Genomic DNA, 23,582 nt, shown 5'->3' with positions numbered 1-23,582 from the left:
GCGGACGGGAGAATGGTGGGACGCGGCGCAGCAGCAACCCTGAGCAAGAGCGCGTGCTCATTCGGTAGTCCAGACGGTTCGATCCGCCGTCTGGCGTCGATTGCACCGCTATTCGTAGTGGTTGCTATGACCATGGTGCCGCCGTCAAATGTTTAATTTGCCCAATTAAACTTTTGCATAAATCAATATTAAATATTTAATATCATTTTTTTAGCGTGGAGCACAAGTTTTTTGGTGAACAGCCAGACGTGAATTTGTCGCATCTCTCCGCAGTGGAGAGCCGCGATTTTCTGACAGCTTGAATTTGTTGAAATTTTCCGTTCTCACCTATTCAGTAGAGCAAGTAGCATCGATGGATTGTGTTCACGCCTCGAGTGTCGGCGTCTCGCACGACAGCCTTTAGCGAAGGAGCTCGCCGGCAAGGTTCGCGTGATCGGGATAATGCCAAGGTGGAAACGGGTCGCTGAAATGGCGCCAGTTCTGCGGATCGAACCCATTCTCCGAATGGACAAGGCAGGCATCGAGCGAGGTTCGGATATAAATTTCGTCCATGTCTGAACCGATGAACACGAGTTCTTGACGACGATCGCCCCACGCGCCGTCCCATTGATTGTTGAGATGTTCTTGAAACTGAGAGTGGCTTGGCCAGCTCGCCTTTGGGACCGTCGCCCACCAATAGCCCATCGGTTCGCACCGACGTTGCATACCCGCAACCGAGAGGAGACCTACCCAATCCGGACGGGTGGCAAGCCAGAAATGTCCTTTGGCGCGGATCACACCCGGCCATGGCTTGTTGAGAAAAGACAGGAGCCTGACGGGATCGAAAGGACGTCTTTCCCTGTAAACGAAGCTCGATATGCCGTACTCCTCGGTCTCCGGCACATGAGAATCCGGGCTGTACAGCTCTTTCTGCCAGAGCGGATGCGTCGCAGCCCTTGCTTCATTGAAAAGGCCGGTATTGAGAACCGCCCCGAGAGGAACTTGGCCGAAGTCGGTCTCGATCTGGCGGGCTCGCGGATTGAGCGCGGCGACCACCTTGCGAATTTCGGCGCGCCTCGCCTCTGTCGCTTCCGATACCTTATTGATCACCACCACATCGGCGAATTCGATCTGCTCGATCAAAAGATCGAGGAGCGTCCGCTGGTCGTCCGCATCGCGCGACACGCCGTGGTCGCGCAACAGATCGCGACTGCCATAGGTGGCGAGCACGCTCAAGGCGTCCACGACGGTGACCATCGTGTCGAGTCTCGCAAGATCGGACAGGGAGACACCAGCTTCGTCGCGAAAAGAGAACGTGGCCGCAATGGGAAGAGGCTCGGAGATCCCGGTTGCTTCGATCAGGAGGTAGTCAAAACGCCGTTCTTCAGCCAATCGCCTGACCTCCAGCAGGAGGTCGTCGCGCAATGTGCAGCATATGCAGCCATTGCTGAGCTCGACCAGTGTCTCGTTCGTGCGCGACAGGTTCGCGCCACCATCGCGAACCAGACTCGCATCTATATTTAACTGACTCATGTCGTTAACGATGACCGCAACGCGCAGTCCCTCGCGATTCCTCAGCACGTAGTTGAGCAATGTCGTCTTGCCCGCACCCAGAAATCCACTGAGCACCGTGACTGGCAGCCGATCAGCCTCGCTCGCTGGCTCTTTCATAAGGCATTCCTGATTGATTAATTTCTTATTTAATATTCGGATTAATATTTGTCAATTAAATCGGCTGACGGCCGAAATTCCGAGGACTTCTGGAATCGCGATGGTCGGGCTGTCGACGGACGGCGGAGCAACGTGACGTCGCGCAGCGGATATCATAGCCGCACCTACGCGTGGACACCGCCTGTTGCCGTGGCGCACGGGCGTAACGCAGATGGTGTCGACAACTACTCAGCGACTGCCGCACTCTTTCTTGGTCAAACTAACGCGCCAGCGAAGTCGACTCCGCCTTCTTCAATACCGTGCAGAGCCAAGACATCGGTCCTTGAGTCGTCTGGGCTTCCTCAAACACCTCGAATGCCCGCTTCGCCTCCCGCAGCACCGCCAGCGATCGTCGCGACTCCGTATACGTCGAGACGATGATGAAGCCACCGGGTTTGAGCGATTCGGCGTAACGCTCCAGCGAGCGTACGGGGTCACGCAAGTAGTAAAGAGATTCGTTGAAGACGATGACATCGAAATGGCCGGTAGGCTCGTGGACGTCGCCGTCGGCCTGAAAGAAAGCTGTGCGATTGTCGTTGTAGAGACGGAGCTTCTCGATAGCTACATCGGATATGTCAATTCCGACGTAGCGCTGGTAGCCAAGCCGCTTGAACCGCTCAAAGAGCACGCCGTCTCCACAGCCGACGTCTAGATACTCGCCGCCACGCCCAAAGGTGTCCATGAAACCGATGAGTGTCCAGTATCGAGCGAGTTCCGGCTGCCGGCCCATGTACGCCCATCGGCCGCCGCCGTACTCCGCGTCCCATGTGGATTTCGCTTTCGGGCTGTCGCCGAACCCTTGCGCGCACTCCCAGTCGCTGATGGCCCGTCCCAGCGGGCCGCCAAAAGGCAGCCGCGCCAGTGCGAACGCGTAATAAGCGGCACGTAGGCGCCGCCATACGTGGTAGCGAATTGTCGCGAGCATCTGCAAATTTTGCCACCACCAAGGCGGCCAGCAAACCACTGAGTTCGCTCAGCGCAGGCCGTTACGATGCGTGACGTTGACGCAGGCCGTACATGCGAAGCATTCGTGCCGCAGGTGTCGGTTCTCGTCGAAATGCCCAGTGACTTGAACCCGATTGAGCGAGCTACACGCGCGGCGACGGCATTTGCCTCGCATCGGGCTGTTCGTCAGTCAGAAGGCTCGCGGGTGTTGGCTGACAAATCAGTTCATCACGAGCATCAGGCATATCGAAAACGAGTTCATCAAGTTTGTGCCAGGATGTCCGCGACGATCACTACGGGATCTGAGCATTTCTCGGTCAAGCGCAACCGGCAGCCGATAAAGCTCTTTTCGCACATGCCGACCGCCCCCGGCCTCGGCCGGAAAGGGCGCAGCCAGCTTTGGCATTTCACCCCATCTCCTGAGTTTTCTTGACAAGGCACCCCCGACATGAGGATGATAGCGGGTCTTACATCGCAGGTGCGGGAAGTATTTAATCCGACACAAGAAGACATCATAATTATACATCTCCACTGGTCTTGGTTGCATCGCACTTTTGATCAATTTAAATGTGTCCGGACGGGCGCCAGCGAGTTTCCCTTACGCCCTTGTTGGGCCTTTGGGAGCGGAAGGATGCGACGAATATTCGTGCGTAGAATTGTCGCAGGAAGGATGAACCATCGTTGGCGATCGGCGACTAACCAAAGGAATTATAGCCTACCACCAGTCATTTATTAGGGTAATGGGGGTCAATAATGAGCAATATCTACGACTCGGATGATTGCGTCCTTTGGGATTCCCTTAATGCGATCAAGCAGGCGCAAATTCAGCTTCACCTTTTGAACGGAGAGGGGGCAAATCCCACTGTCATCGCCTCCCGAATCCAGCTCTGCGATGTCCTTCTGGGCGAGATCTCTGGCATTCGCACCAGCCTCGCGAAACATCTGGAGTACACGCGCGGCGCGGTGCACGCCGGCACCGTTCAGCTGCACAGCTGAGGCTGTCGACGATTGATGCGCTCAGGAGCGTTGAGCGCTATCGTCGGTGCTCTTCTCGCTGTTTTCGATCCTGAACTCCTCCAGCTTGCGCCCGGACTGCAGGGCCGCGACGAGCCAGCGGGGCTGCTTGCCGCGACCTGACCACGTTTCGGTCGGCTCCATCGGATTGTAGTATTTCGGCGGCACTCTTGGATATCTGCGGCGCGGCCGCTCTGCGCCAGGCTCTGAGTCTGGGTTGTCCTGAAGCGGCTCGGGCGGATTGAGCTGAGCCAGGCGTTTCTCCAGCTCGAGCTTTTCCGCCGTTATTCTTTCCGACAAAATCTTCGTGATCTCTTCGTGGAGAAGCCAGAGCTCATCGAAGGTCATAGCCTCTAAATCCGATTTGCGCATCGTGCTCTCGCGACCAATTTGAGCCTGAGCGGGGGCAATTTCTGTACAAAACACACTCTCTGCTCAGGCGATAAAAAGCGCTGAGCGCTCACGTGAATGGAAGGCATTATATGTGACATAAATATTATATCCAATGATTTATTTAATGCTTGATAAATCGTTTTTTATTGGCAAGCTATACCGGAATTTCATTCAGTCCATGGGGTTTAATTATATAAATAATTTTTACGCGGAAATGTGGTTTAAGTTAGTGCTGTAAGGGTTTGAGAAATGGATCGTATTGAGCTCCCCCTCTGCCATCTTCATGAGACCGTAAGTCGCTTCGTCGTCCCTTCCGCCGCGCTGCGGGATATCCGAACCCTGCAGGCTCAGATCGAACTTCGACGTCTCGCCTTGAGGGATATTGAGGTAATTCGCTGCCGGTTACGGCCGCTGATGCGCCGGGGCAGCAAGCGCCTTATCCCAAGCCTGCATAAGAGAGGTGGAAGGCGAATGCGTCAGGCGCCGGCATTCCGCGCCAGCGCCCTACGCGAATCCTGCGCTGTGTAGAGCCTCGCCTTTAAATTCGGGTAACATATCTTATTGCGAGTTGCTCGCGGCTGTTGCAGCTTTTGGAATAGGCTGTGTGCACATAAATGTGTCTATAGCGGATTTATCCAGAACTTGCCTTGGAACTTTTGGGTATTCCCCTTGATTAATAATGAACGAGGCAATATGACAGCCGATTATTAAGATGGAACCGCAGGACGACCATGTCGGCGAAAGAAATCGAACTGAAGTCCATGTCTCTGGATGATCTCTGGTCGCTTCATGAGGAGATCAGCGCGATATTATCGGCCCGGATTGAGGCGGAAAAGCGCGAACTCGAGAAGCGGCTGGCGGTTCTGAGCCGGGGTGTGGCTGCCACGCGCGAGTCGGGCGATTCGCGCGCGCTCCAGGGCGGAAAGCCGCGGCGAAAATACCCGCGAGTGCTGCCGAAATACCGCAACCCGAAAACCGCCGAAACCTGGTCGGGACGCGGCAAGCTGCCACGGTGGCTCGTCGCCGCGATGAAGTCGGGAAAGAAAATCGAAGAATTCCGTATCAGTGACGGCGGCTCCAAAGGCCGGCAGCGAGCCTGATCCTGGGCCAGGGGGCGGGGCCGCAATTGGTCGGTGCAACGACGGCTTAAGAGGCATGTCGGGCATGCCATTCACGCATTAGCTATCTCGCGTTCAGCCGGGCGGCTGTCGCCGGCGGGTTCGATCTGATCCGCCCAAGGGGATGACTTTTGTTCGAACGTTAGCCCGCTCTAGTTATTGTTTGAGCAAGATCTTTTCGCATCTTCGGTTCTGATGGAAGCGCGAAACTCCAGGCGCGCATCTTGACGCGTTTCCTTCGGGCGAATCTCGGTCCGCTTCGCTAAAAGGCGTTGCGTGCCCGTAATACCTCTACCGGGGTCCGAAGGAGGATCGCAAGATCCAATCGTAGACTCCAGTTGTCGATGTACCACAGGTCGTATTCGACGCGTTGTTCGATCAGAGCCCTTGTCGGGGTCGGGCCGCGGCAACCATGGATTTGCGCCCAGCCGGTGAGCCCGGGCTTGACCCGGCGCCGAAATGCGTAGTGCTGGACCGCCTCGTCGAACTGACTGTCATGCGCCATCGCATGGGGTCGTGGTCCAACCAAGGACATGCTTCCGTCCAGCACATTCAAAAGCTGCGGCAACTCGTCGATACTGGTCCGACGCAGCCATTTGCCGATCCACGTCACGCGGCTGTCGACGGCCTTGGCCTGGACGACCGAGGGCCCATCCTCCAGCACGAGCATGGTGCGAAACTTGTAGATCGAGAAGCTCCGGCCGTTGAAGCCGCAGCGCTGCTGCCTGAAAAGGACGGGGCCGGCCGAGTCCAGCTTGATGATAATGGCAACCACGCCCAGCAGCGGCGCCAACATGATCAGGCAAATCCCTGCGCCGATCAGGTCAATGCATCGCTTGGCGGCGCATTCAAGCGGGGTGAGGGGCCTGCGCTGGACTTCAACGCCGATCGCGCTTCCAAGATCCCGGGTGGGTTGCGCGAACATCTCCGATGCTGCTCCGATCGGAACGAAGACGACCGGAAACGGCAAGACCCTCAATTCGGCAACGAACTCGCGCAATTCGGACCACCGGTTCGGATCGGCTTCCACGATGATCTCTTCGATGTCTGAGCCGCGTGCGTGCTGGACGACGAGGGCGCTGAGCCGCTTGCGGTGGCTCGAGCTGGCGCCCGGTCGAGGCAGGCTGAAATGCCCAGCCAACCGAAATCCCACTGCTGTAAGCGCCTGCGCCAGCCCTGTGTCGCGCAATTGCGCCTGATCCGTGATCAACACGACATTGCCGCCGGAAAATTTTCTCTCGTCGAGGCCTTTCAACAGCAAGGCTCTCATGATGACCCGATATCCGATCAGCATCACGAGGCCAACGACAGCGAAGGCCGCGCCGGCACCGCGGGACAGTTCAGCGCTAAGGTTGAGGGCGCCGACGGCTCCGCTGAGCAGAAGGAACACGAACGCCCAGCAGAGACAAACAGCCTGCACCTGACGGCGAAGCGCAAGAAGCTCGGCCGGCCGGTACATGCCGCGCAACTTCAGCAGTGAAACGCAGAGCGCCGCGACGACGATCGCGGAGCCAACGGCCTTGCCGACATCAACTGTGGTCCAGTCGGCATAGAGCCGGTATAGCAGCGTCGAGACAACGCTGGCGATCAGGATGATAGCGACGTCACCGCAGGTCGCGAACGACTCGACGGAGCGATAGCGGATCGGCCATTTCCGTTTTGACCTCAGCGGTTGGCTGAAGCTAGGAGCGGTAAACTCGCCGTGGGCGTCCGCTGCAATATTGCGGATGATGAAATTCATGGCTGGCTGAATTGATCATGCGTGGCATGTTTAATCAATATTTAATGTATAATAAAAAATTAAAATAGCAACAATTAAATTTCGAAAATTAAATGAAGATTAAATGGGGCGCCTCTTTGAGCGCGCCGGATCATGCTCAAAAGGCGGAGCCTGCAACTTGCCGGCCCGCATTTCTGGCGCCGCGCCCTGCCCGATGGACGCGCGATGTTCTCCCCGGAGATCGTGCCAAGTTGGCCTGGCTGTGCAGGCCAACTTAACTTCAGGGTGTGACCGTACTTGTAATCGGCTGAGGCGTCGTGATGACCGTGGTCGATCCCGTGCCCGCGGTGGCGGCCTTGAGCGCGTAGGCGTTGGTCGCGTAGATGATCGGATCGTTTACCGTGGCCATGATCGTTCGCAGGAAATTCAGGAACTTGGTGGTCTCGACCGCAGCAGAGTTGGATGTGTAGATGACATCCTTGTTCCGCATCTCAAAGGTTTGAGCGAGGAAATAACCCGAGGGATCGCGGAAATTGATCAGATAGATGATCGGAATGATCGGGCCCTTAAACGGCCTGCAATCGACGCCCATCTCCTTGGCCACTTCGCGCGTCTCACCCCGATACAGGAACACCGAAGACGGATCGGCGAGCGCGTCGTTCATGCCGCCCTGCTTGCCGACCGCCTCGGCCAGCGAGATGCGCCACGCGTCGAACTTGAATTGCCCCTGAAGGCCGGATGCACCGAATGCGACGAAGGTTTGTGGCTGGCTGTAGACATAAACAACGTCATTCGGCAACACGAAGATGTTGTTGGACGGCTCGTACATCAGTGCGCCGAACGGGACGCTTGCCCGGTGTCCCTTGCGCTCAAGCGACACCCACATGTCGTAGCCCTGGCTGACGGGCCCGCCAGCGCGCGCGATCGCATCGATGATGCGCTCTCCTGACGGGCTCGCACGGAAGCGGCCGGCGGTGCGGACGTCGCCAAGGACGCTGATCAAGGACGTGTTCTGCTCGGCCAGGGCCACGACGACTTGTGGTTCGAGTGCGCGGCCCTTGAGCTTGTCCGTAACCTCGTCACGGATCTCCGAGGGGGTGCGGCCCAGCGCCCGGATCGTGCCTGCGTATGGAACGGCGATATAGCCCCTCTCGTCGACGGCCTGGTTTGGAACGGTCACGAAGTTGCCGGCGCGGACGCCCGCGTCCGATGTAAAGAGGCCGCCGGCTGCGGACTCAAATATGGTGATGCTGACTGTGTCCCCCACGCCGAAGCGGAATGCCTTCGGCGGCGTCTTGGTGGCAAAGGCAGAGGACAGCCTTGGGGTATAGCGGCCGAGAACTTCGACAACCTCGGGCGTCAGCTTGACCAGAGCATAAGGGAGGGTGGCAGGCTCAAGCCCTTCCGATGCCGATCGGACGTCGGTCGCCAATGGGCCGGATCCGGGCGTAATAATACACCCGGCACAAGAAAGTGCCAGGAGACCAGCAACGATCTTCCCGCATGTTTGCAACGCAATAATGGTGAATATCCCCAAAACGTCCCAGTACGGGTAAAGTACATTAATACGCGATTCAGGCCAGCGAATCATCGCGTTAACCTGAAATGCAACCGGTGCTTGTTGCCGATATGCAACATGGCGGCGGGAAGGCGGCCGCGACTCCGATCCTGGACGGGGTAAGGAGCTCTTTCAGTTTGAGCCGGTCAGCCCATAACGGATGTAGTGTTCGTCGCGGTAATAGTCGCTGCGGTGCGTATCGTAGCGCGTCATCGCCTTAATGTCGGTCTTGTTGAGAACCGCTCCAATCAGGCAGTCGTGGATGTTTTGCGCGGTGTGTAGCGCATGCTTGACGACTTCGACCTTCGTTTGTCCCCATTCCACCACCAGGACAAAGCAGTCGATGAAAGTTGTTGTCGAACGAACATCGACCAGGGGGCTCAGCGGCGGAAGGTCGACGATGACGTAGTCATATGTCGATCGCAGCTGTTCGAAGAGTTTTCGCATCGAATCCGCTGCCAGCATTTCGCTGGTATGGAGCACGGGTGTCCGGCTGACGGCGGGGAGGAATGCCAGATTAGTCTTCGGATCCCGCCAGATCGTCTCTTCGATTTGCCTCCCGTGGCTGATTACCTCAACGATGCCCGCGGTTGCGTTCGCCGCGAGGCTGGCGGAAAGCGATGGGTTGCGCAGATCGCAATCGACGACGATGACGCTCTTGCCGCTATGAGCGATGAGCTGGGCAAGCGAGGCGGCGATCGTCGTCTTGCCCTCGTTCGGCAGGGCCGAGGTAATGCCAATCACCTGATTGGAGGCTTTGCTGGGATTGAGGTCTATGGCGAGTTTGATGGCGCGGATTGACTCGGCATAACGAGATAACGGCTTGCCGATGATGGTCCTGTGGAACGTCGAACCGCTGAAAATCCTTCGTTGCCGCGCGTCGTGGTCGGAGTTCCATGATGCTGAGGTCAGCGACTTCTCCGCCCGCAGCGCTGGCACCAGCGACAGACAAGGTAATCCGAGTATCGATTCGATCTGCGCGGACGTACGGAAGACGCGATCCATCACTTCTCTGAATAGGCCAAGTCCCAAGCCCAGCCCAAGTCCACCGCATAGACTTAGCGCCATGACCAGAGTGCTTTTCGGTTTGCTTTTGCTCTGCGGCGGCATGGCCGGATACATGATGCGGGCCTGTGCAATGGGAAAGCTTTCCTGCTGGGCCGTGCCGACATAACGTTGCAGGAACGTATCGTGCAGGCTGCGCAAGCTTTTTGCCTTACTCTCCAACTCGCGTATGGTAATCTCGGCCATGTTGGTCGATTGCGACTGCTCTACCGCCTCGGATAGTCGCTTCTCGATTTCCTGCTGTCGCTGCTTGGCGACCTCGAGTTCGCTCCGGCTCGTCTCTGCATACCTCTTGACTTCGTCGAGGATCGACCCGCGGACTTCGCGCATACGATTTCGCAAATTGACGACCGCCGAGTGGTCGCGGCCAAAGCGCGGTCCCCATTCAGCAACGCGTCGTTCGAGTTCGAGATATTGCTGGCGGAGATTGTTAATGATGGGGCTGGTGAGTGCATCAGCGCCCGCCGAGTCAAGATTGCCGATCGATGACGAGTTCGCCGGGTTGGCTTCCAGGATGGTTTCATAACGGTTCAACTTGGCCAGCGCGTCGGATGTTTGCGCGCGAGCCGCGACCAAACGGCTGTTGAGCTCGGAAACCTGCTGTTCGTCGATTGGCCTTCCGCCGGTGGAAACAACGTTGTTCTTGGATTTGTAGGCACTGACCGCTCGTTCAGCCGCGAGCGCCTGCTCTCCGAGCTCCCGTAGCCTCTCCTGCATCCAATCCCTTGCCCGGCGGTTTGTCTCCAGCCTCGCTTTCTCCTGGGTGGCAAGGTAGGCGTACGCAATTGCGTTCGCGATCTCGGCCGCCCGTATAGGGTTGCTTGAGCTGAAGCCGATGTCGATGAGGTTGCTGAGATTGATTCGGTTCACCGTGACGCGATTCTGAAACGCAGTGATAATGCCGTCCTGCGGCTCGGCGCGCGAAGGCGGTGCCGGATCGTTCGGGTGAGACAGCCCAAATACGCCGCGAATGCGCAGCCAGATGGAGGGCAGCGAGCTCGCCGCTTGATTGAAATCGGGGTCATCGGCAAGGTTAAACTCACTGATGATCTGGACTGCCATCCCTCTCGATTTGAGGATCTCGACCTGGGTTTCGAAGAGATTGCGATCGAGGGCCGGCTCAGCCAGGGCTGATTGCTGCTGGATGAATTGTGCCGTGGCATTTTCAAGGAGGACCTGGACCTGGGCTGTATAGGTAGGCGGCGTGATCCGCAGGTAGATCAGGCCGGCGGTCGTTCCGAATGCGGCCGCAAGAGCAATTACCAGCAACTGACGCAGCAGGAATGCAAGTGCGGTATCAACGAGCTCGCCTATGCCGCCGCCTTCAGCTTGATCGTGGGCCGGGCCGCTGATTCTGTCGGCTTGCAGTATATTTCTCTGGAGCATTCGATTTTTCGCCTCCACCACCCACGAATTTTGCCGGGCCGGATCAGCACAGGTCTGCTGACGCCGCAAAATGTCCAGGCTTTAAATAACTATACTATAAAATGTCGCTCGTTCAAATTAAATAATGAAATGGTAAGTTTGAGGGCTTGGTTAAGCGTAGTTGCCCTATTATGATCAGCAGACTGTCGTCTAGGCGGGATTAATATAAGACGTCCCTGAATTGATGCCGAGGGACGTCGAAGCGTGGCTTTGGTCGCTTTTTTCGAGGAAGGTGCGCTTTTTGCCGATTCTTTTTCAAGCTCAAAGCTTCATTTTGTGGGAACCGGGGCGGGTATGTTAATAATGACTTATAATATATTTTGTAAATGAGCTATAATTAATTGACTTTTTAATTGTGGTCGATTTATTCATTATCCCGTGGCTCGGATCGACCATTTCAGGTGGTGGAGATGCCGAGGACAAAACGAGCGATGCATTTGGCGGTTCATTTGATGGCTCCAACGTTCCCCGTATTCCATTCGCCCGCCAGTCCGTGGAGACCAGACCGCTATGGGAGCAACGGCGTCCCGTACGGCTTTCGATCGCGCGGACGTTGCACGTCAGTGACTATCGTAAGCGTCGATGCTCTTGCTGCAGGTCGACGCCGGCTTGAGGCCGAAGTTGGCAGCATTGGAGGCTTTGATGCACGCCGAACTCTATACTGATGGAGTGGACGAGATCACCATTGGCGGGTCTATCGTCCGCGTAGATCTGTTCAGTCTTTCGCCGACCGAACGTGATGCCAACAATGCGCCAAAAAAGGCGTTCCGGCAAAGGTTGATCTTTTCCGTGGAATCGTTCGCGAACTCGGTCGAGGTGATGCAGAACGCGCTGCAGGGACTGATTGACGCCGGCGCGGTGCGGCGTAACCCGTCGAAGGCGCCGGGCGGACAGACGCAGACCACTTCAGCGGAACATGATCCGCCTGGCAGCCCAAGGTCCCCGAATGTCTCAAGCAATTTCCGTTGAAACCGACCTCGCGGTTGCGGAAGCGCCGGCCGCGAGTGCCGACGAACCCGTGCGGCCGGCTGCGCGCACCGAGCTTGAATGCCTCGCGAAGGTCGCTGCCTATCATGGCGTCGATCTCCCGGTCGAGCGCCTCAAGCACAGCTATGCCATCGACGGGATTCCGGTTTCGACGACCCGGCTGCTGCGCATGGCGAAGGAGGCCGGCCTGCGCGCGACGAGCGCTCAGCTCGACTGGGGTGCGCTGTTTCGGCTAGGAGAAGCCTATCCCGCCCTGGCTCGACTTTCGAATGGCAACTGGATCGCGGTTCTCGCGGCAGGGCAGCGACCGGATGGTGCGGAAGCCGTTAGCGTGTTCGACCCGCTGGCCGAGCGCCGAGACGAGGCTCTGATCGTCGACAGGGATACGTTCTGCGCCCGATGGAAGGGCGACGCCATTCTGATCAAGCGTGAGCGGCTTGCGTCGGACAATCGGCCGGCTTTTGGGCTCCGCTGGTTCGTTCCCGAACTGGGCCGCCAGTGGCGACTGTTCGTCGACGTCGCGATAGCCGCCATCATGCTTTACGCGCTGGGGCTCGCGATACCGATCTTCTTCCAGCTCGTCATCGACAAGGTTCTCGTGCACGAGAGCTTCACCACGCTCTACGTGCTGGCGGCCGGTGCGACTGCCGCGCTGGCGTTCGACGCGATATTCAGCTTTCTGCGGCGCTATCTTTTGCTCTACGCGACCAACAAGGTCGATATCCGGGTCGCAACCAAGACGTTCGGTCACCTGCTTGGCCTACCCGTCACCTTCTTTGAACATATTTCGGCCGGCGTCCTGGTCAAGCACATGCAGCAGGCGGCCCGAATTCGCGAGTTCTTGACCGGCCGCTTGTTCCTGACCACGCTCGACGCGCTGTCGCTGTTCGTCTTCATTCCGGTGTTGGCGTTCTACAGCCTGAAATTGACATGCATGGTGCTGGCCTTCACTGCCGCCAGCGGCGTGGTCGTGGCGCTGTTGATGGGACCGTTCCGGCGACGTCTCTATGATCTCTACCAGGCGGAGGGCGCTCGACAGGCCCTATTGGTCGAGACCGTACACGGCATGCGCACGGTGAAGTCGCTGGCCATGGAGCCAATGCAGAGCAGGACCTGGGACGATCGCTGTGCGCAGTCGGTGACGATGCGGTTCGGCGTCGAGAAGATCTCCGCCGCTGCTCAGTCGGCGACCGGATTTCTCGAGAAGATGATGACACTCGGGATCATCTCGCTTGGAGCGCTCGACGTCTTCAGTGGCGAGATGACCATCGGCGCGCTGGTCGCCTTCAACATGTTGGCAGGGCGCGTGTCCGGACCGCTGGTCCAACTGGTGACGATGGTTCATGAATATCAGGAAGTCGCGCTGGCGGTGAAGATGCTGGGCGAGGTGATGAACCAGAAGCCAGAACGCGACGGAAATCGCGAGGGGCTGCGACCCGATCTTGCCGGCAAGATCGAGTTCGAGAACGTCTCGTTCCGCTATGGATCGGAAGGCGCGCCGGCGCTGGATGATGTCTCCTTCTCCATCGCCCCGGGATCGATATTCGGAATCGTCGGCCGAAGCGGCTCCGGCAAGACCACGCTGACGCGGCTCATCTCCGGGATGTACCCGGTGCAACAGGGCTTGCTGCGCGTCGACGGATATGATTCGCGGGAGCTCGACCTAGCCCATCTCCGACAGAATCTCGGACTGGTCTTGCAGGACAATTTCCTGTTCCGCGGCACGGTACGCGACAACATCGCCTGCGTGAAGCGCGACGCGACCTTTGCCGAGGTCGTCCGCGCCGCGCAGCTCGCGGGCGCCGATGAATTCATCGAACGGCTACCGCGCGGCTTCGATACCATGCTCGAGGAGGACGCCTCGAACCTGTCGGGCGGGCAGAAGCAGCGCCTCGCCATTGCCAGGGCACTCATCGTCAACCCGCGCATCCTGATCCTGGATGAGGCAACGAGCGCACTGGATTCCGAGAGCGAAATGATCATCCGGCGCAATCTGCGCCGTATCGCCGAGGGACGGACCGTCATCATCGTCTCGCATCGATTGTCGATGCTCGCGGACGCGAACCAGATCCTGGTGATCGACCGCGGCCGCATCGTCGATGTCGATCATCACGACCGGTTGCTCTCGAAGTGCATGATCTACCGCCATCTCTGGAACCAGCAGACGAAGCAGATCGCATGACCAAGCCCGAGAAATCTCGCGGCGACACCAGCGCGCCGGTGCGACCGACCGAACGGCGGCGGCGCGGACTGTTCAGGTCCACCACGCCGCGGCCGCCGGTGGTGACGGAATTTCAGTCCGATGCGATCGAGGTCGAGAACCGGGCGCCGCCGCGCATCGCCCGCATGACGCTCTACTGCGTCCTGGCTCTGATCCTCACCGCGATCGGCTGGGCTTCAGGATCGCAGGTCGACATGATCGTGACGGCCCAGGGCAAGCTGGTCACCACGCGTCCGAACATCGTCGTGCAGCCGCTCGAAACCTCCGTCATCCGCGAGATACATGTCAAGCCTGGCGACCGGGTCAACCGCGGCGACCTGCTGGCGACGCTCGACCCGACATTCTCGCAGGCGGATCTCGACCAGTCGAGCAGCAAGGTCGGTGTGTTCAATGCTGCGATCGAGCGTCTCAAGGCCGAGCTGGATGGAGGGGATTACATCACCGGCGAATCCGCCAGCGCCGACCAGATCCTGCAGCGCAAGATGTTCCTGCAGCGCAAGTCGGCCTACGACGCCCAGATTGAGAACTATCAGGCGCAAGTCGCATCCGCGCGGGCCAACCTGAAGACCGCGCAGAACGAAGAGACCGTGCTGCTTCAGCGGCTCGAAACGATGAAGTCGATCGAGGTCATGCGCGCGGAGCTGATGGACAGGGAAATCGGCTCGAAGCTGAACGTGCTGCTGTCGCGCGATGCTCGTCTGGAGGTGGAAAGCAACCTGGCGCGCGTCCGCGGCAGTATCGTCGATTATGCTCATCGCCTCGACAAAGCCGAGGCGGACCAGAAGGTCTACGCCGAGGATTTTCGCAAGACGGCTTATCAGGACCTCGTCGAGACGTTGGCGAAACGAGATAGCGCGGCGGAAGATCTCAAGAAGGCTGAGCTTCGCCGGAAGCTAATCGTGTTGAAGGCCCCGGCCGACGCGATCGTGCTTGAGATCGCCAACCGAACCGTCGGATCGGTCGTCCGCGAGGCCGAAACACTGTTTGTGCTCGTTCCTCGCGACGTGCCGCTGCAAGGCGAGGTGAATGTCGAAGGCAGGGACATCGGCCAGGTTTTGGTCGGCCAGCCGGTCCGGATCAAGTTCGACGCCTTTCCGTTCCAGAAATACGGCACTGCGAAAGGTGAGGTGCGCGTCATCAGTCAAGACTCGTTCTCGCCGGATTCGAAGCCGGATTCGAAAGCCGAAGGTGCGCACCGTGCGGCCGTTCCCTATTATCGCGTATTGGTCGACTTGTCCGACACGCACCTTCGGCTGCCGGCGGAGCGCGCTCAGTTAATACCCGGTATGGCGGTGACCGCCGAGCTGAAGGTCGGGCGGCGTAGCGTAATCTCTTATTTCCTTTATCCGTTACTTCGCGGGTTCGATGAAGCTATCCGCGAATATTAGTTGCAGGAACAAATCGCGCATCGGTCATTTCATGAGGTTGGAATTCAATGGCAGCTGCCGGCTGGTGATGCCTGTCGTCGCAAACCGGCCGTCACAGACTTGGCGTTGGCGGACTCCGCATCGAGAATTTTACGGCGGTGCCGGCGGCGGGAATACAGTCACTATTCGCTTATCTCAGTAATCGAGGATATTTCATGCAAGATAGTCGCGTTGGTTTGGGCGTTGTAGGATACGGTTATTGGGGACCGAACCTCGTCCGCAACTTCGTCAGTAATCCATCCGCACGGCTGGTCGGCGTCGCCGATCTTGACCCGGCGAAGCTTGCCACGAGCGGGCGCCTCTACCCGGGGGTGAGCACCACCAATCGCTACGAGGACCTGCTCAATGATTCGAGCATCGATGCAATTGCGATCGCCACGCCGGTCCGAACGCATTACGAGCTGGCGCTTGCAGCTCTCAAGGCCGGCAAGCACGTCCTGGTAGAGAAGCCGTTGGCGCCAAGCGCCGATCTGGTGCGTCGACTGATCGAGGAGGCAGATCGGCGAGGGTTGACGCTGATGGTTGACCACACTTTCCTCTATACGCCGGCGGTCCAGAAGATCCGTGAACTGGTCACGAAGGATGAACTCGGTGAGATCTACTATTACGACAGCACGCGTTCCAGCCTCGGACTGTTTCAGAGCGATGTGAACGTCATTTGGGACCTTGCAGTCCATGATGTTTCGATTATTCAACATATTCTGAACGAAGACCCTGTGGCTGTCTCGGCGACGGGGTCTTGCCACGTGGCCGGCACGCCGGAGAACATGGCCCATATCACGCTGTTCTTCGATAGCAAGTGCGTGGCCCACGTCAGCGTCAACTGGCTATCTCCCATCAAGGTGCGTCAAACCTTTGTCGGCGGCAGCAAGAAGATGATCGTATATGACGATCTCGAGCCGACCGAGAAGATCAAGGTCTACGATAAGGGCATCACTTTGAACGAATCGGCTGAGAAGACTCACCAGTTCCGAATCGGCTACCGAGCCGGAGATATGTGGGCACCGAATATTTCCACCAAGGAGGCACTGCAAGCCGAAGTAGAACACTTCATCGATTGCGTGCGTACCGGCAACCGGCCGATCTCTGACGGCTTTTCCGGGCTGCGTGTGATCGAGGTGCTGGAGGCCGCGTCGCGTTCGATCGCCGAGCAGGGCAGGCCTATCATGCTGCAGCGGCGGAGCCTGATCAGAGAGAACGTCAGGGCGACGGCTTGATGGCGTCCGGAAAGTGAAACAGGCTGGCCATAAGCCGTCGATTGGTTCGCGATGAGCACAGTCCAACGTTCTATCCTGTTTTCCGCGGTTGAGCGTTATGCGAGCTTGTTGCTATTCCTCGTCTCGACCGCGGTTCTGTCCAGGTTGTTAACTCCTAAGGAGTTCGGGATCTACGCCGTCGTCGGCGCTATCACCGCGGTAGTTGCCGGCTCGTCTCAGGAGTTCGGCGGAGCCAATTATATCATTCAGAAGGCGTCGCTATCGGAAGAAAACATTCGAACCGCGTTTACGATCACCTTCGGCCTCTCGGTTGCGATCGGTGCATCCCTCTACTTGCTGGGTGGCGCACTGGCGACGTTGTTCGGCGAGGATACCCTAAGAGCCGGACTCTCCGTCGCGGCACTGAATTTCGCGATCACGCCATTCTTGATGACGATCGTCGCGTTGCTTCGCCGAAATATGCAATTCGGCGAGATTGCCGGCAGCAACCTGGTCGGAAATTTTGCGACCGTTGTCGCGTCGGTGGCGCTTGCAGCGATGGGATACAGTTACCTTGCTCCGATCTGGGGCATGATCGTCGGAAGTGTCGTGCAGACAACGTATTTGATCGCAAGACGCGATGACGTGCGAATCTTCATTCCATCGTTGGCGGGCTATCTGGATGTGGTCCGGTTCGGTCTCTACTCGAGCGGTGTCGTCTTGATCAACCTGGTCTACAATTCTGCGCCTCAAGTATTCCTGGCACGCGTACTGGACTTCGCTGCAGCAGGTTTGTACAGCAGGGCGACTACCGTCACTCAAGTCTTCGACAAGCTGGTCATTCAGGTCATTAGTCCCGTGATCATGCCTGCCATCTGCGCGCAGACAAACGCTGGAGGCGATCTCAGGCGCATTTATCTCCACGCGATTTCGCTGCTCGCGGTCCTGCAATGGCCGTCTCTGATTTTGATGGGGGTGATGGCGAAACCGATCATCTCGGTTTGGCTTGGTCAGTCCTGGCTTGAGGTGGTTCCGCTGGTCCGCGTGCTGTGCTTTGCCTACCTTTCGCTGTTTGCGGCCTGTCTTACATATCCCGTCCTTGTCGCCGCGGGCAGCGTACGCGACGCGCTTATTTCATCACTGATTTCACTGCCACCGTCGTTGCTGCTCATATGCGGCGCGTCGTTCTTCGGTGTTGAAGCGGTAGCAGCGTCGACGTTGGTAACGTTGCCGTTCCAAGCCGCTGTGGCGATCTATTTCGTCGGCCGGCATCTCGATCTGCGACCGATCGATATTGGCCGCGCAACATGGAAGAGCGGCCTTGTGGCGCTCTGCAGCGGGGCTTCGGCGGCGATCTGGGCGCCGCTTATCGATTACGGTGTTGTCGGGTCTGTGGCCGGTATTTTTGCTGCCTTTGCGACAGCGGCCGGAGCATGGCTTGCTGCACTGATTGTTGTGCAACATCCGTTGTTGCCGCTCGTAAGGACGGCGGCCGACAAGGCGCTACTTAGCGTATGGCGCTTGAAAGGCCCTCTTGTCGTTCCTGCCGTCCGATCGGATCGCGACGCTTGTTGATGATGCTTTTTGATGCTCAGGAGAAGATGTGATGCCCATCGCCAAGGACGTGCAACTCGGCCGAGACGTCCGAATATTCCATCCGGATCTCGTGAATCTCTATGGCTGCTCGGTCGGGGACGAGACGCGGATCGGAACTTTTGTCGAGATCCAGGTGGGCGCGAACGTCGGAGCGCGCTGCAAGATTTCCTCGCACACCTTCATCTGTGAGGGCGTGACCATCGAGGACGAGGTCTTCATCGGCCATGGGGTGATGTTCACCAACGACAAATATCCGAGAGCGACAACGGCGGACGGCAAGCCGCAAGGGCCCGCGGATTGGAAAGTGGAGCCTACCCGCATCGGCAGAGGAGCATCCATCGGTTCCAACGCCACTATTCTCTGCGGCGTCACGATCGGCGCCGGGGCTATCGTCGGTGCTGGCGCGGTGGTGACGAGGGACGTTCCGGCGCGGGTTATCGTTGCCGGAGTGCCGGCGCGACCCATCTCGTCCAACGAAACCCGTCACAAGGTGACCAGCGCTCCCGGCCGTTAATCAATCGTCGCATTAAATGCAAATAAACATTGCGGACGACTATTCTAATCGCGCTTATTATATGATTTAATGTGCTGGTGAATAAATAATTTAAATCGATTTGCGGGTCGGCCCGACCCTAAGAGGACAGCGTCTTGGTACCTTTTCTGGATCTGAAAGCCCAATATCGCGCGATCAAACCACAAGTCGATGCCGCGGTCGCCCGTGTCATCGAGAGTGCCCAGTTTGTGCTGGGGCCGGAGGTCACGACCTTCGAGGATCGCTTTGCGGCCTATTGCAGGGTCGATCACTGTCGTGCGGTCAACAGCGGGACTTCGGCCTTACACCTTGCGTTACTCGCGGCTGACATCGGACCGGGCGATGAAGTGATCACGGTGTCGATGACGTTCGTCGCCACGACCGCAGCGATTCTGTACAGCGGAGCCAAGCCGGTCTTCGTCGATGTCGATCCGGTCACGTGGACGATGGACCCGGCCTTGATCGAAGCCGCCATCACGCCGCGAACGAAGGCAATTCTTCCGGTGCACTTGCACGGACTGATGGCCGACATGGATCCGATTGTGGAAATCGCGCGCCGCCACGGACTTGTCGTCATTGAGGACGCCGCTCAGGCGCATGGAGCCGAATATAAGGGTCGGCGTGCCGGCTCGATTGGAGACCTCGGCTGCTTCAGCTTCTATCCCGGTAAGAATCTGGGCGCGTATGGCGAGGGCGGGGCCGTGGTCACCAACAACCCGGACCTCGCCCGACGAATCTCGCTGCTCCGCGATTGGGGGCAGGAATCCAAATACAATCACGTTGTTCCGGGCTACAACTTCCGCATGGACGGTATTCAGGGCGCGGTCCTGAACGTCAAGATGGACCACCTTGAGTCCTGGACAGAGGCGCGCCGCGCGGTGGCCACGCAATATGATCGACTGCTCGCGGAATTTCCGTTCGAGGGGCCGCAACCACCGATTCACAGCCGGCATGTCTACCACGTCTACGCGGTCAGACTTCCTCGCCGCGACACCTCGCTGAAGGTTCTGCACGATGGGGGGATTGGCGTCGGCATTCACTACCCCGTTCCTGTTCATCTGCAGAAGGCCTACGCGAATCTTGGCTATCGCGAGGGCGGCTTTCCCGTGACGGAACGATTAGCGAATGAATTTCTATCGCTTCCGATTTATCCGGAATTGCAGCCTGGCCAGATCTCGGACGTCGTTGCTCAGCTGCAAAAGGCCGAACTCGTCGAGGCCGCTTAAGGCATCTCGGTCGAAGCAGAACGTCTTGCATGTCGGCTTGCCGAGCCCAACAAACAGGAGAGCATGTTGGCTGATCTGAAGGGGAAACGGATTCTGGTCACGGGTGGGGCCGGTTTTATCGGCTCGCACATCATTGACCTGCTGTGCGACGAAGGATGCCTCGAAATCGTTGCGCTTGATAACATGGTGAGAGGACGGCCAGAAAATCTTCAGCACGCCGCCTCGCGTGGTCCAGTGCGCCTCGTCCACGGCGACATCCGTGACGGCAAGCTCATGGCAGCGCTGGTGCAGGCGGCCGACATCGTCTTTCATCAAGCGGCACTCCGCATCACCCACTGCGCCGCCGAGCCGCGCCTGGCTATGGAAGTCATGGTCGACGCGACGTTCGATCTGCTCGACCTGTGCGTCAAGCACGATGTCGAGAAGTTCATCGCCGCATCCTCCGCATCAGTGTACGGCATGGCTGAGGAGTTTCCCACGACGGAACGACAGAATCCTTACGACAACCGTACCCTTTATGGGGCGGCGAAGGCCTTCAACGAAGGGTTGCTACGCACCTTCAATGACATGCATAGGCTCGACTACGTCGCCTTCCGCTACTTCAACGTCTACGGCGACCGCATGGATATCCATGGTCGCTACACGGAGGTGCTGATCCGCTGGATGGAGCGGCTGGAAGTCGGTCTGCCGCCGATCATCTTCGGCGATGGCCAGCAAACGATGGATTTCGTCCACGTTCGAGATGTCGCCCGCGCCAACATCCTGGGAGCGAAGTCGAAGGCGACGGACCAGGTGTTCAATGTTGCGAGCGGTACCGAAACCAGCCTCTTACAGCTCGCCACCGCTCTTGCCTCCGTGATGGGGCATCGCGACCTGACACCTGAATTCGCGCCGGAGCGCTCGGTGAATCCGGTGCCGCGCCGTCTGGCCTCGACCGAAAAGGCAGTGCGCCTGCTCGGGTTTCGCGCGAACGTGCCACTCGAACAGGGATTGGCAGATCTTGTAACGTGGTGGCGAGAGGAGCGCGGATCGCTCACGGTCCGTCAGAAGGAAGCGGTGGATTCGTGATGCCGATCGCACTGCCGCTTGCCGATGAAGGGACGGATGCGGCCGTGCCGTTGCGTCCGGAGTCGCAAGGCCGGCAGACGCCACCCCCGAGCATGATCTCGATGCGCGCGTCATACCATCGTGCCGGCGCGAGATAATCGACGAACTTTTTAAATCGCTCATATTTAAACTGAACTAATAAATATCTATTTTTAATATTGAATATGTTGATTTTAAATAATCGAGACTGTAAATTGCGTAAGTTCAATGCAGCGGTGCGGGAGTTGTACCCGATCCAGGTTGCAGCAAGTGATTGCGAGTTTGTAGCGCTTTAGGAGACCCGCCGATGCTTCGGGACCCGGTCGTTCATCGCAAGACGTTGTCCAATAGCAGCACTCCGCGCTCACCTGGCGTTCGCCGGAAATTGCTGGCGGTCTCTTCGGGGGGCGGGCACTGGGTGCAGTTGTTGCGTATCAAACGCGCCTTCGAAGATTGCGAAGTCATCTTCGTCACGGTTCATGAATCGTATCGCGCGCAAGTGTCGGAGCACAAGTTCTATGTGGTGAACGATGCCAATCGCTGGACCAAGTTAGCGCTGTTGAAGTCGGCTTGGCGGCTCGCGTGGATCATCTGGAACGAGAAGCCGGATATCGTGCTCTCGACAGGAGCTGCGCCAGGATATCTAGCATTGCGGTTCGGGCGAATAATCGGTGCACGCACCATCTGGCTCGACAGCATCGCCAACGTCGAGCAGCTTTCGATGTCGGGCGACCGAATTGGCCATTGCGCAGACCTCTGGTTGACCCAATGGCCTCACTTAGCGCGACCTGATGGACCCCACTACATAGGTTCGGTGCTGTGATTTTCGCGACAGTCGGAACGCAGGGGAAGTTTGACCGCTTGATCCGCACGGTTGACGAGTGGGCTGGCGCAAACGGAAGAGCTGATATTTTCGCACAGACCGGTCCATCAGACTACCAGTCTCAACACATCCGCGCCGAGCGGTTTGTCGACCCGACCGAGTTCCGGAAACATGTCCAAGCGGCCAGCCTCGTGATTTCCCATGCGGGCATGGGCTCGATTATCACTGCTCTCGAGCTTGGCAAGCGGATCATCGTCATGCCTCGCCGGGCGAGCCTGGGCGAGCACCGCAACGACCATCAGCTCGCAACGGCAAAACGGTTCGCTGAGCAGGGCCGCATTGCCGTTGCTTTCAGCGAACAGGAACTGGTCAAGAAGCTGGATCAACTCCAGGTCTTCGACAATACCGCGCGGTTCAGTCCGCAAACATCGCCACATCTTATCTCGACGATTCGGACGTTCATCGAGACCGGACACGTTCGTTTCGAGAACGGGGACGCTTCGTGTTAGATGGAGGCTGGCAACGTGGAACGGCAGGAAATGCCGATATCGGGATTCGCTGTTTCCAAATGGCCTCGCCTGACCTTCGCACCTGGCGTACATGAGGCCACGCGTCGGCAACGGAACTCGCCCAAGGGAGTAGAAAATGAGAGAAGCGCTACAGTTGTTTCCCGCCCGGGATAGCGAACGTCTCGGCATCAAGTCGCTTCTTCCGCTGGACAAGATGAAAAAAGATGTTGCGGAATGGAGGCGACGATACGCCAACAATGAACCATACCCACACATCGGGATCGATGACTTTTTTGATGAGCGCATCATTCGGGACATCGTGGCCCACTATCCCGGCGAATACGATGCGGTCTGGAACCGGACGTTTCTCGATGCAGGTTCGTACGAGGAGCAGAAGCTCTCGCTTGACAGCCATGAAGACTTTCCAGCTGTCATTCAGAACTTTATCAGCGCGTTGAATTCCCGGCCATTTGTCAGTTTTCTCGAGCAACTGTCGGGCATCGACGGTCTGATACCGGACCCTTACCTAACGGGCGGTGGTTTGCACATGATTCCGCGGGGCGGCCGTTTGGCGATGCACGTTGATTTCAACATGCACCGCAAGCTTCGGCTTGACCGACGACTGAATGTGTTGGTTTACCTCAATTTCGACTGGAAGGAGGAGTGGGGAGGCGCGTTCGAACTGTGGGATAAGGAGGTCAAGGTCAAGTACAAATCGTACCTTCCAATTGCGAATAGGATGGTTGTGTTTTCGACGACCAGCACGTCCTTCCACGGTCACCCTGATCCGCTGACCTGCCCGAAAGGAAAATACCGTAGATCAATTGCGTTGTATTATTATACGAACGGCCGTCCGGATGAGGAGCGATCGGAAGATCACACAACTATCTGGAGGATGCGTCCCAACGAGGTTAGGCGGCGCTCGCTCAAAGACAGGATGAAACCATTTACGCCGCCGATTGTGTGGCAAATTCCGCGGCTGTTCAAAGGTCGCTAGTTGCAATCTCAAAAGGCAGATCGAACATTCAAACCGGAACGGATCGATGGCTGGC

Annotated in this window: 20 protein-coding genes; 14 read left to right on the top strand and 6 right to left on the bottom strand. The window is 58.0% G+C overall.

All coding sequences use genetic code 11. The features are described from left to right. Window positions 1-399: 399 nt before the first annotated feature. Together I6F35_RS10985 and I6F35_RS10980 are read right to left on the bottom strand one after the other, a co-directional pair. Window positions 400-1,650: a GTP-binding protein gene (locus I6F35_RS10985; protein WP_225117678.1), complete on the bottom strand. Its 1,251-nt coding sequence runs from the start codon at window positions 1,648-1,650 to the stop codon at window positions 400-402. Between the two features lie 259 nt (window positions 1,651-1,909). Continuing rightward, window positions 1,910-2,614: a class I SAM-dependent methyltransferase gene (locus tag I6F35_RS10980; RefSeq protein ID WP_225117780.1), complete on the bottom strand. Its 705-nt coding sequence runs from the start codon at window positions 2,612-2,614 to the stop codon at window positions 1,910-1,912. A 66-nt stretch (window positions 2,615-2,680) separates the two neighbouring features. Between I6F35_RS10980 and I6F35_RS10975 the strand changes: the two genes are divergently transcribed. Next, window positions 2,681-3,067, top strand: a complete 387-nt coding sequence (locus I6F35_RS10975) for a hypothetical protein (RefSeq protein WP_225117677.1) — start codon at window positions 2,681-2,683, stop codon at window positions 3,065-3,067. Between the two features lie 320 nt (window positions 3,068-3,387). Then, entirely contained in the window at window positions 3,388-3,630 is a 243-nt protein-coding gene (locus I6F35_RS10970) for a hypothetical protein (RefSeq protein WP_225117676.1), read from the top strand. A 21-nt stretch (window positions 3,631-3,651) separates the two neighbouring features. Here I6F35_RS10970 and I6F35_RS10965 read toward each other — a convergent pair whose 3' ends face one another. Then, window positions 3,652-4,020 carry an H-NS family nucleoid-associated regulatory protein gene (locus I6F35_RS10965; protein ID WP_225117675.1) on the bottom strand — a complete coding sequence of 123 codons (369 nt, stop codon included), beginning with the start codon at window positions 4,018-4,020 and terminating at the stop codon, window positions 3,652-3,654. Window positions 4,021-4,772: 752 nt separating this feature from the next. On the opposite strand from I6F35_RS10965, the gene I6F35_RS10960 reads away from it, so the two are divergent. After that, window positions 4,773-5,141, top strand: a complete 369-nt coding sequence (locus tag I6F35_RS10960; RefSeq protein WP_225117674.1) for an H-NS histone family protein — start codon at window positions 4,773-4,775, stop codon at window positions 5,139-5,141. 280 nt (window positions 5,142-5,421) lie between these two features. Here the strand turns inward: I6F35_RS10960 and I6F35_RS10955 are convergent, their stop codons facing one another. The 3 genes from I6F35_RS10955 to I6F35_RS10945 all read right to left on the bottom strand — a co-directional run bounded on the left by I6F35_RS10955 (window position 5,422) and on the right by I6F35_RS10945 (window position 10,888). Next, window positions 5,422-6,900 carry an undecaprenyl-phosphate glucose phosphotransferase gene (locus tag I6F35_RS10955; RefSeq protein ID WP_225117673.1) on the bottom strand — a complete coding sequence of 493 codons (1,479 nt, stop codon included), beginning with the start codon at window positions 6,898-6,900 and terminating at the stop codon, window positions 5,422-5,424. Window positions 6,901-7,159: 259 nt separating this feature from the next. After that, window positions 7,160-8,470, bottom strand: a complete 1,311-nt coding sequence (locus I6F35_RS10950; RefSeq protein ID WP_225117672.1) for a polysaccharide biosynthesis/export family protein — start codon at window positions 8,468-8,470, stop codon at window positions 7,160-7,162. Between the two features lie 99 nt (window positions 8,471-8,569). Further along, on the bottom strand, window positions 8,570-10,888 hold the full coding sequence (locus I6F35_RS10945) for a polysaccharide biosynthesis tyrosine autokinase (protein WP_225117671.1): 2,319 nt from the start codon (window positions 10,886-10,888) through the stop codon (window positions 8,570-8,572). A gap of 681 nt (window positions 10,889-11,569) precedes the next feature. Between I6F35_RS10945 and I6F35_RS10940 the strand changes: the two genes are divergently transcribed. From I6F35_RS10940 to I6F35_RS10890, 11 genes are all read left to right on the top strand, one after another. Further along, on the top strand, window positions 11,570-11,896 hold the full coding sequence (locus tag I6F35_RS10940) for a hypothetical protein (RefSeq protein WP_225117670.1): 327 nt from the start codon (window positions 11,570-11,572) through the stop codon (window positions 11,894-11,896). Next, on the top strand, window positions 11,874-14,096 hold the full coding sequence (locus I6F35_RS10935) for a peptidase domain-containing ABC transporter (RefSeq protein ID WP_225117669.1): 2,223 nt from the start codon (window positions 11,874-11,876) through the stop codon (window positions 14,094-14,096). The genes I6F35_RS10940 and I6F35_RS10935 overlap by 23 nt, the downstream gene beginning before the upstream one ends. Then, entirely contained in the window at window positions 14,093-15,523 is a 1,431-nt protein-coding gene (locus I6F35_RS10930) for an HlyD family type I secretion periplasmic adaptor subunit (protein ID WP_225117668.1), read from the top strand. The genes I6F35_RS10935 and I6F35_RS10930 overlap by 4 nt, the downstream gene beginning before the upstream one ends. A 194-nt stretch (window positions 15,524-15,717) precedes the next feature. Then, window positions 15,718-16,779, top strand: coding sequence for a Gfo/Idh/MocA family oxidoreductase (locus I6F35_RS10925; protein ID WP_225117667.1), 1,062 nt, complete (start codon window positions 15,718-15,720; stop codon window positions 16,777-16,779). A 51-nt stretch (window positions 16,780-16,830) separates the two neighbouring features. After that, window positions 16,831-18,333 carry an oligosaccharide flippase family protein gene (locus tag I6F35_RS10920; RefSeq protein WP_225117666.1) on the top strand — a complete coding sequence of 501 codons (1,503 nt, stop codon included), beginning with the start codon at window positions 16,831-16,833 and terminating at the stop codon, window positions 18,331-18,333. A 31-nt stretch (window positions 18,334-18,364) separates the two neighbouring features. Next, window positions 18,365-18,868, top strand: coding sequence for an acyltransferase (locus I6F35_RS10915; protein WP_225117665.1), 504 nt, complete (start codon window positions 18,365-18,367; stop codon window positions 18,866-18,868). A gap of 134 nt (window positions 18,869-19,002) precedes the next feature. After that, window positions 19,003-20,112, top strand: coding sequence for a DegT/DnrJ/EryC1/StrS family aminotransferase (locus I6F35_RS10910; protein ID WP_225117664.1), 1,110 nt, complete (start codon window positions 19,003-19,005; stop codon window positions 20,110-20,112). Window positions 20,113-20,187: 75 nt separating this feature from the next. Beyond that, window positions 20,188-21,180, top strand: coding sequence for an NAD-dependent epimerase/dehydratase family protein (locus tag I6F35_RS10905; protein WP_225117779.1), 993 nt, complete (start codon window positions 20,188-20,190; stop codon window positions 21,178-21,180). 325 nt (window positions 21,181-21,505) lie between these two features. Then, a complete protein-coding gene (locus tag I6F35_RS10900; RefSeq protein WP_225117663.1) occupies window positions 21,506-22,021 on the top strand; it encodes a UDP-N-acetylglucosamine--LPS N-acetylglucosamine transferase in 516 nt (171 codons plus the stop codon). 38 nt (window positions 22,022-22,059) lie between these two features. Continuing rightward, the gene (locus tag I6F35_RS10895; protein ID WP_249792476.1) at window positions 22,060-22,530 is read left to right on the top strand and encodes a glycosyltransferase; all 471 of its coding nucleotides are present in this window, start codon (window positions 22,060-22,062) and stop codon (window positions 22,528-22,530) included. A gap of 136 nt (window positions 22,531-22,666) precedes the next feature. Then, window positions 22,667-23,527, top strand: coding sequence for a 2OG-Fe(II) oxygenase (locus tag I6F35_RS10890; RefSeq protein WP_225117661.1), 861 nt, complete (start codon window positions 22,667-22,669; stop codon window positions 23,525-23,527). Window positions 23,528-23,582: the final 55 nt, after the last annotated feature.

The organism is Bradyrhizobium sp. BRP22 (genome assembly GCF_020194175.1).
Lineage (GTDB): Bacteria > Pseudomonadota > Alphaproteobacteria > Rhizobiales > Xanthobacteraceae > Bradyrhizobium.
The sequence above is the reverse complement of the archived record's forward strand: the minus strand, read 5'-3'. Positions and strand labels throughout refer to the sequence as shown.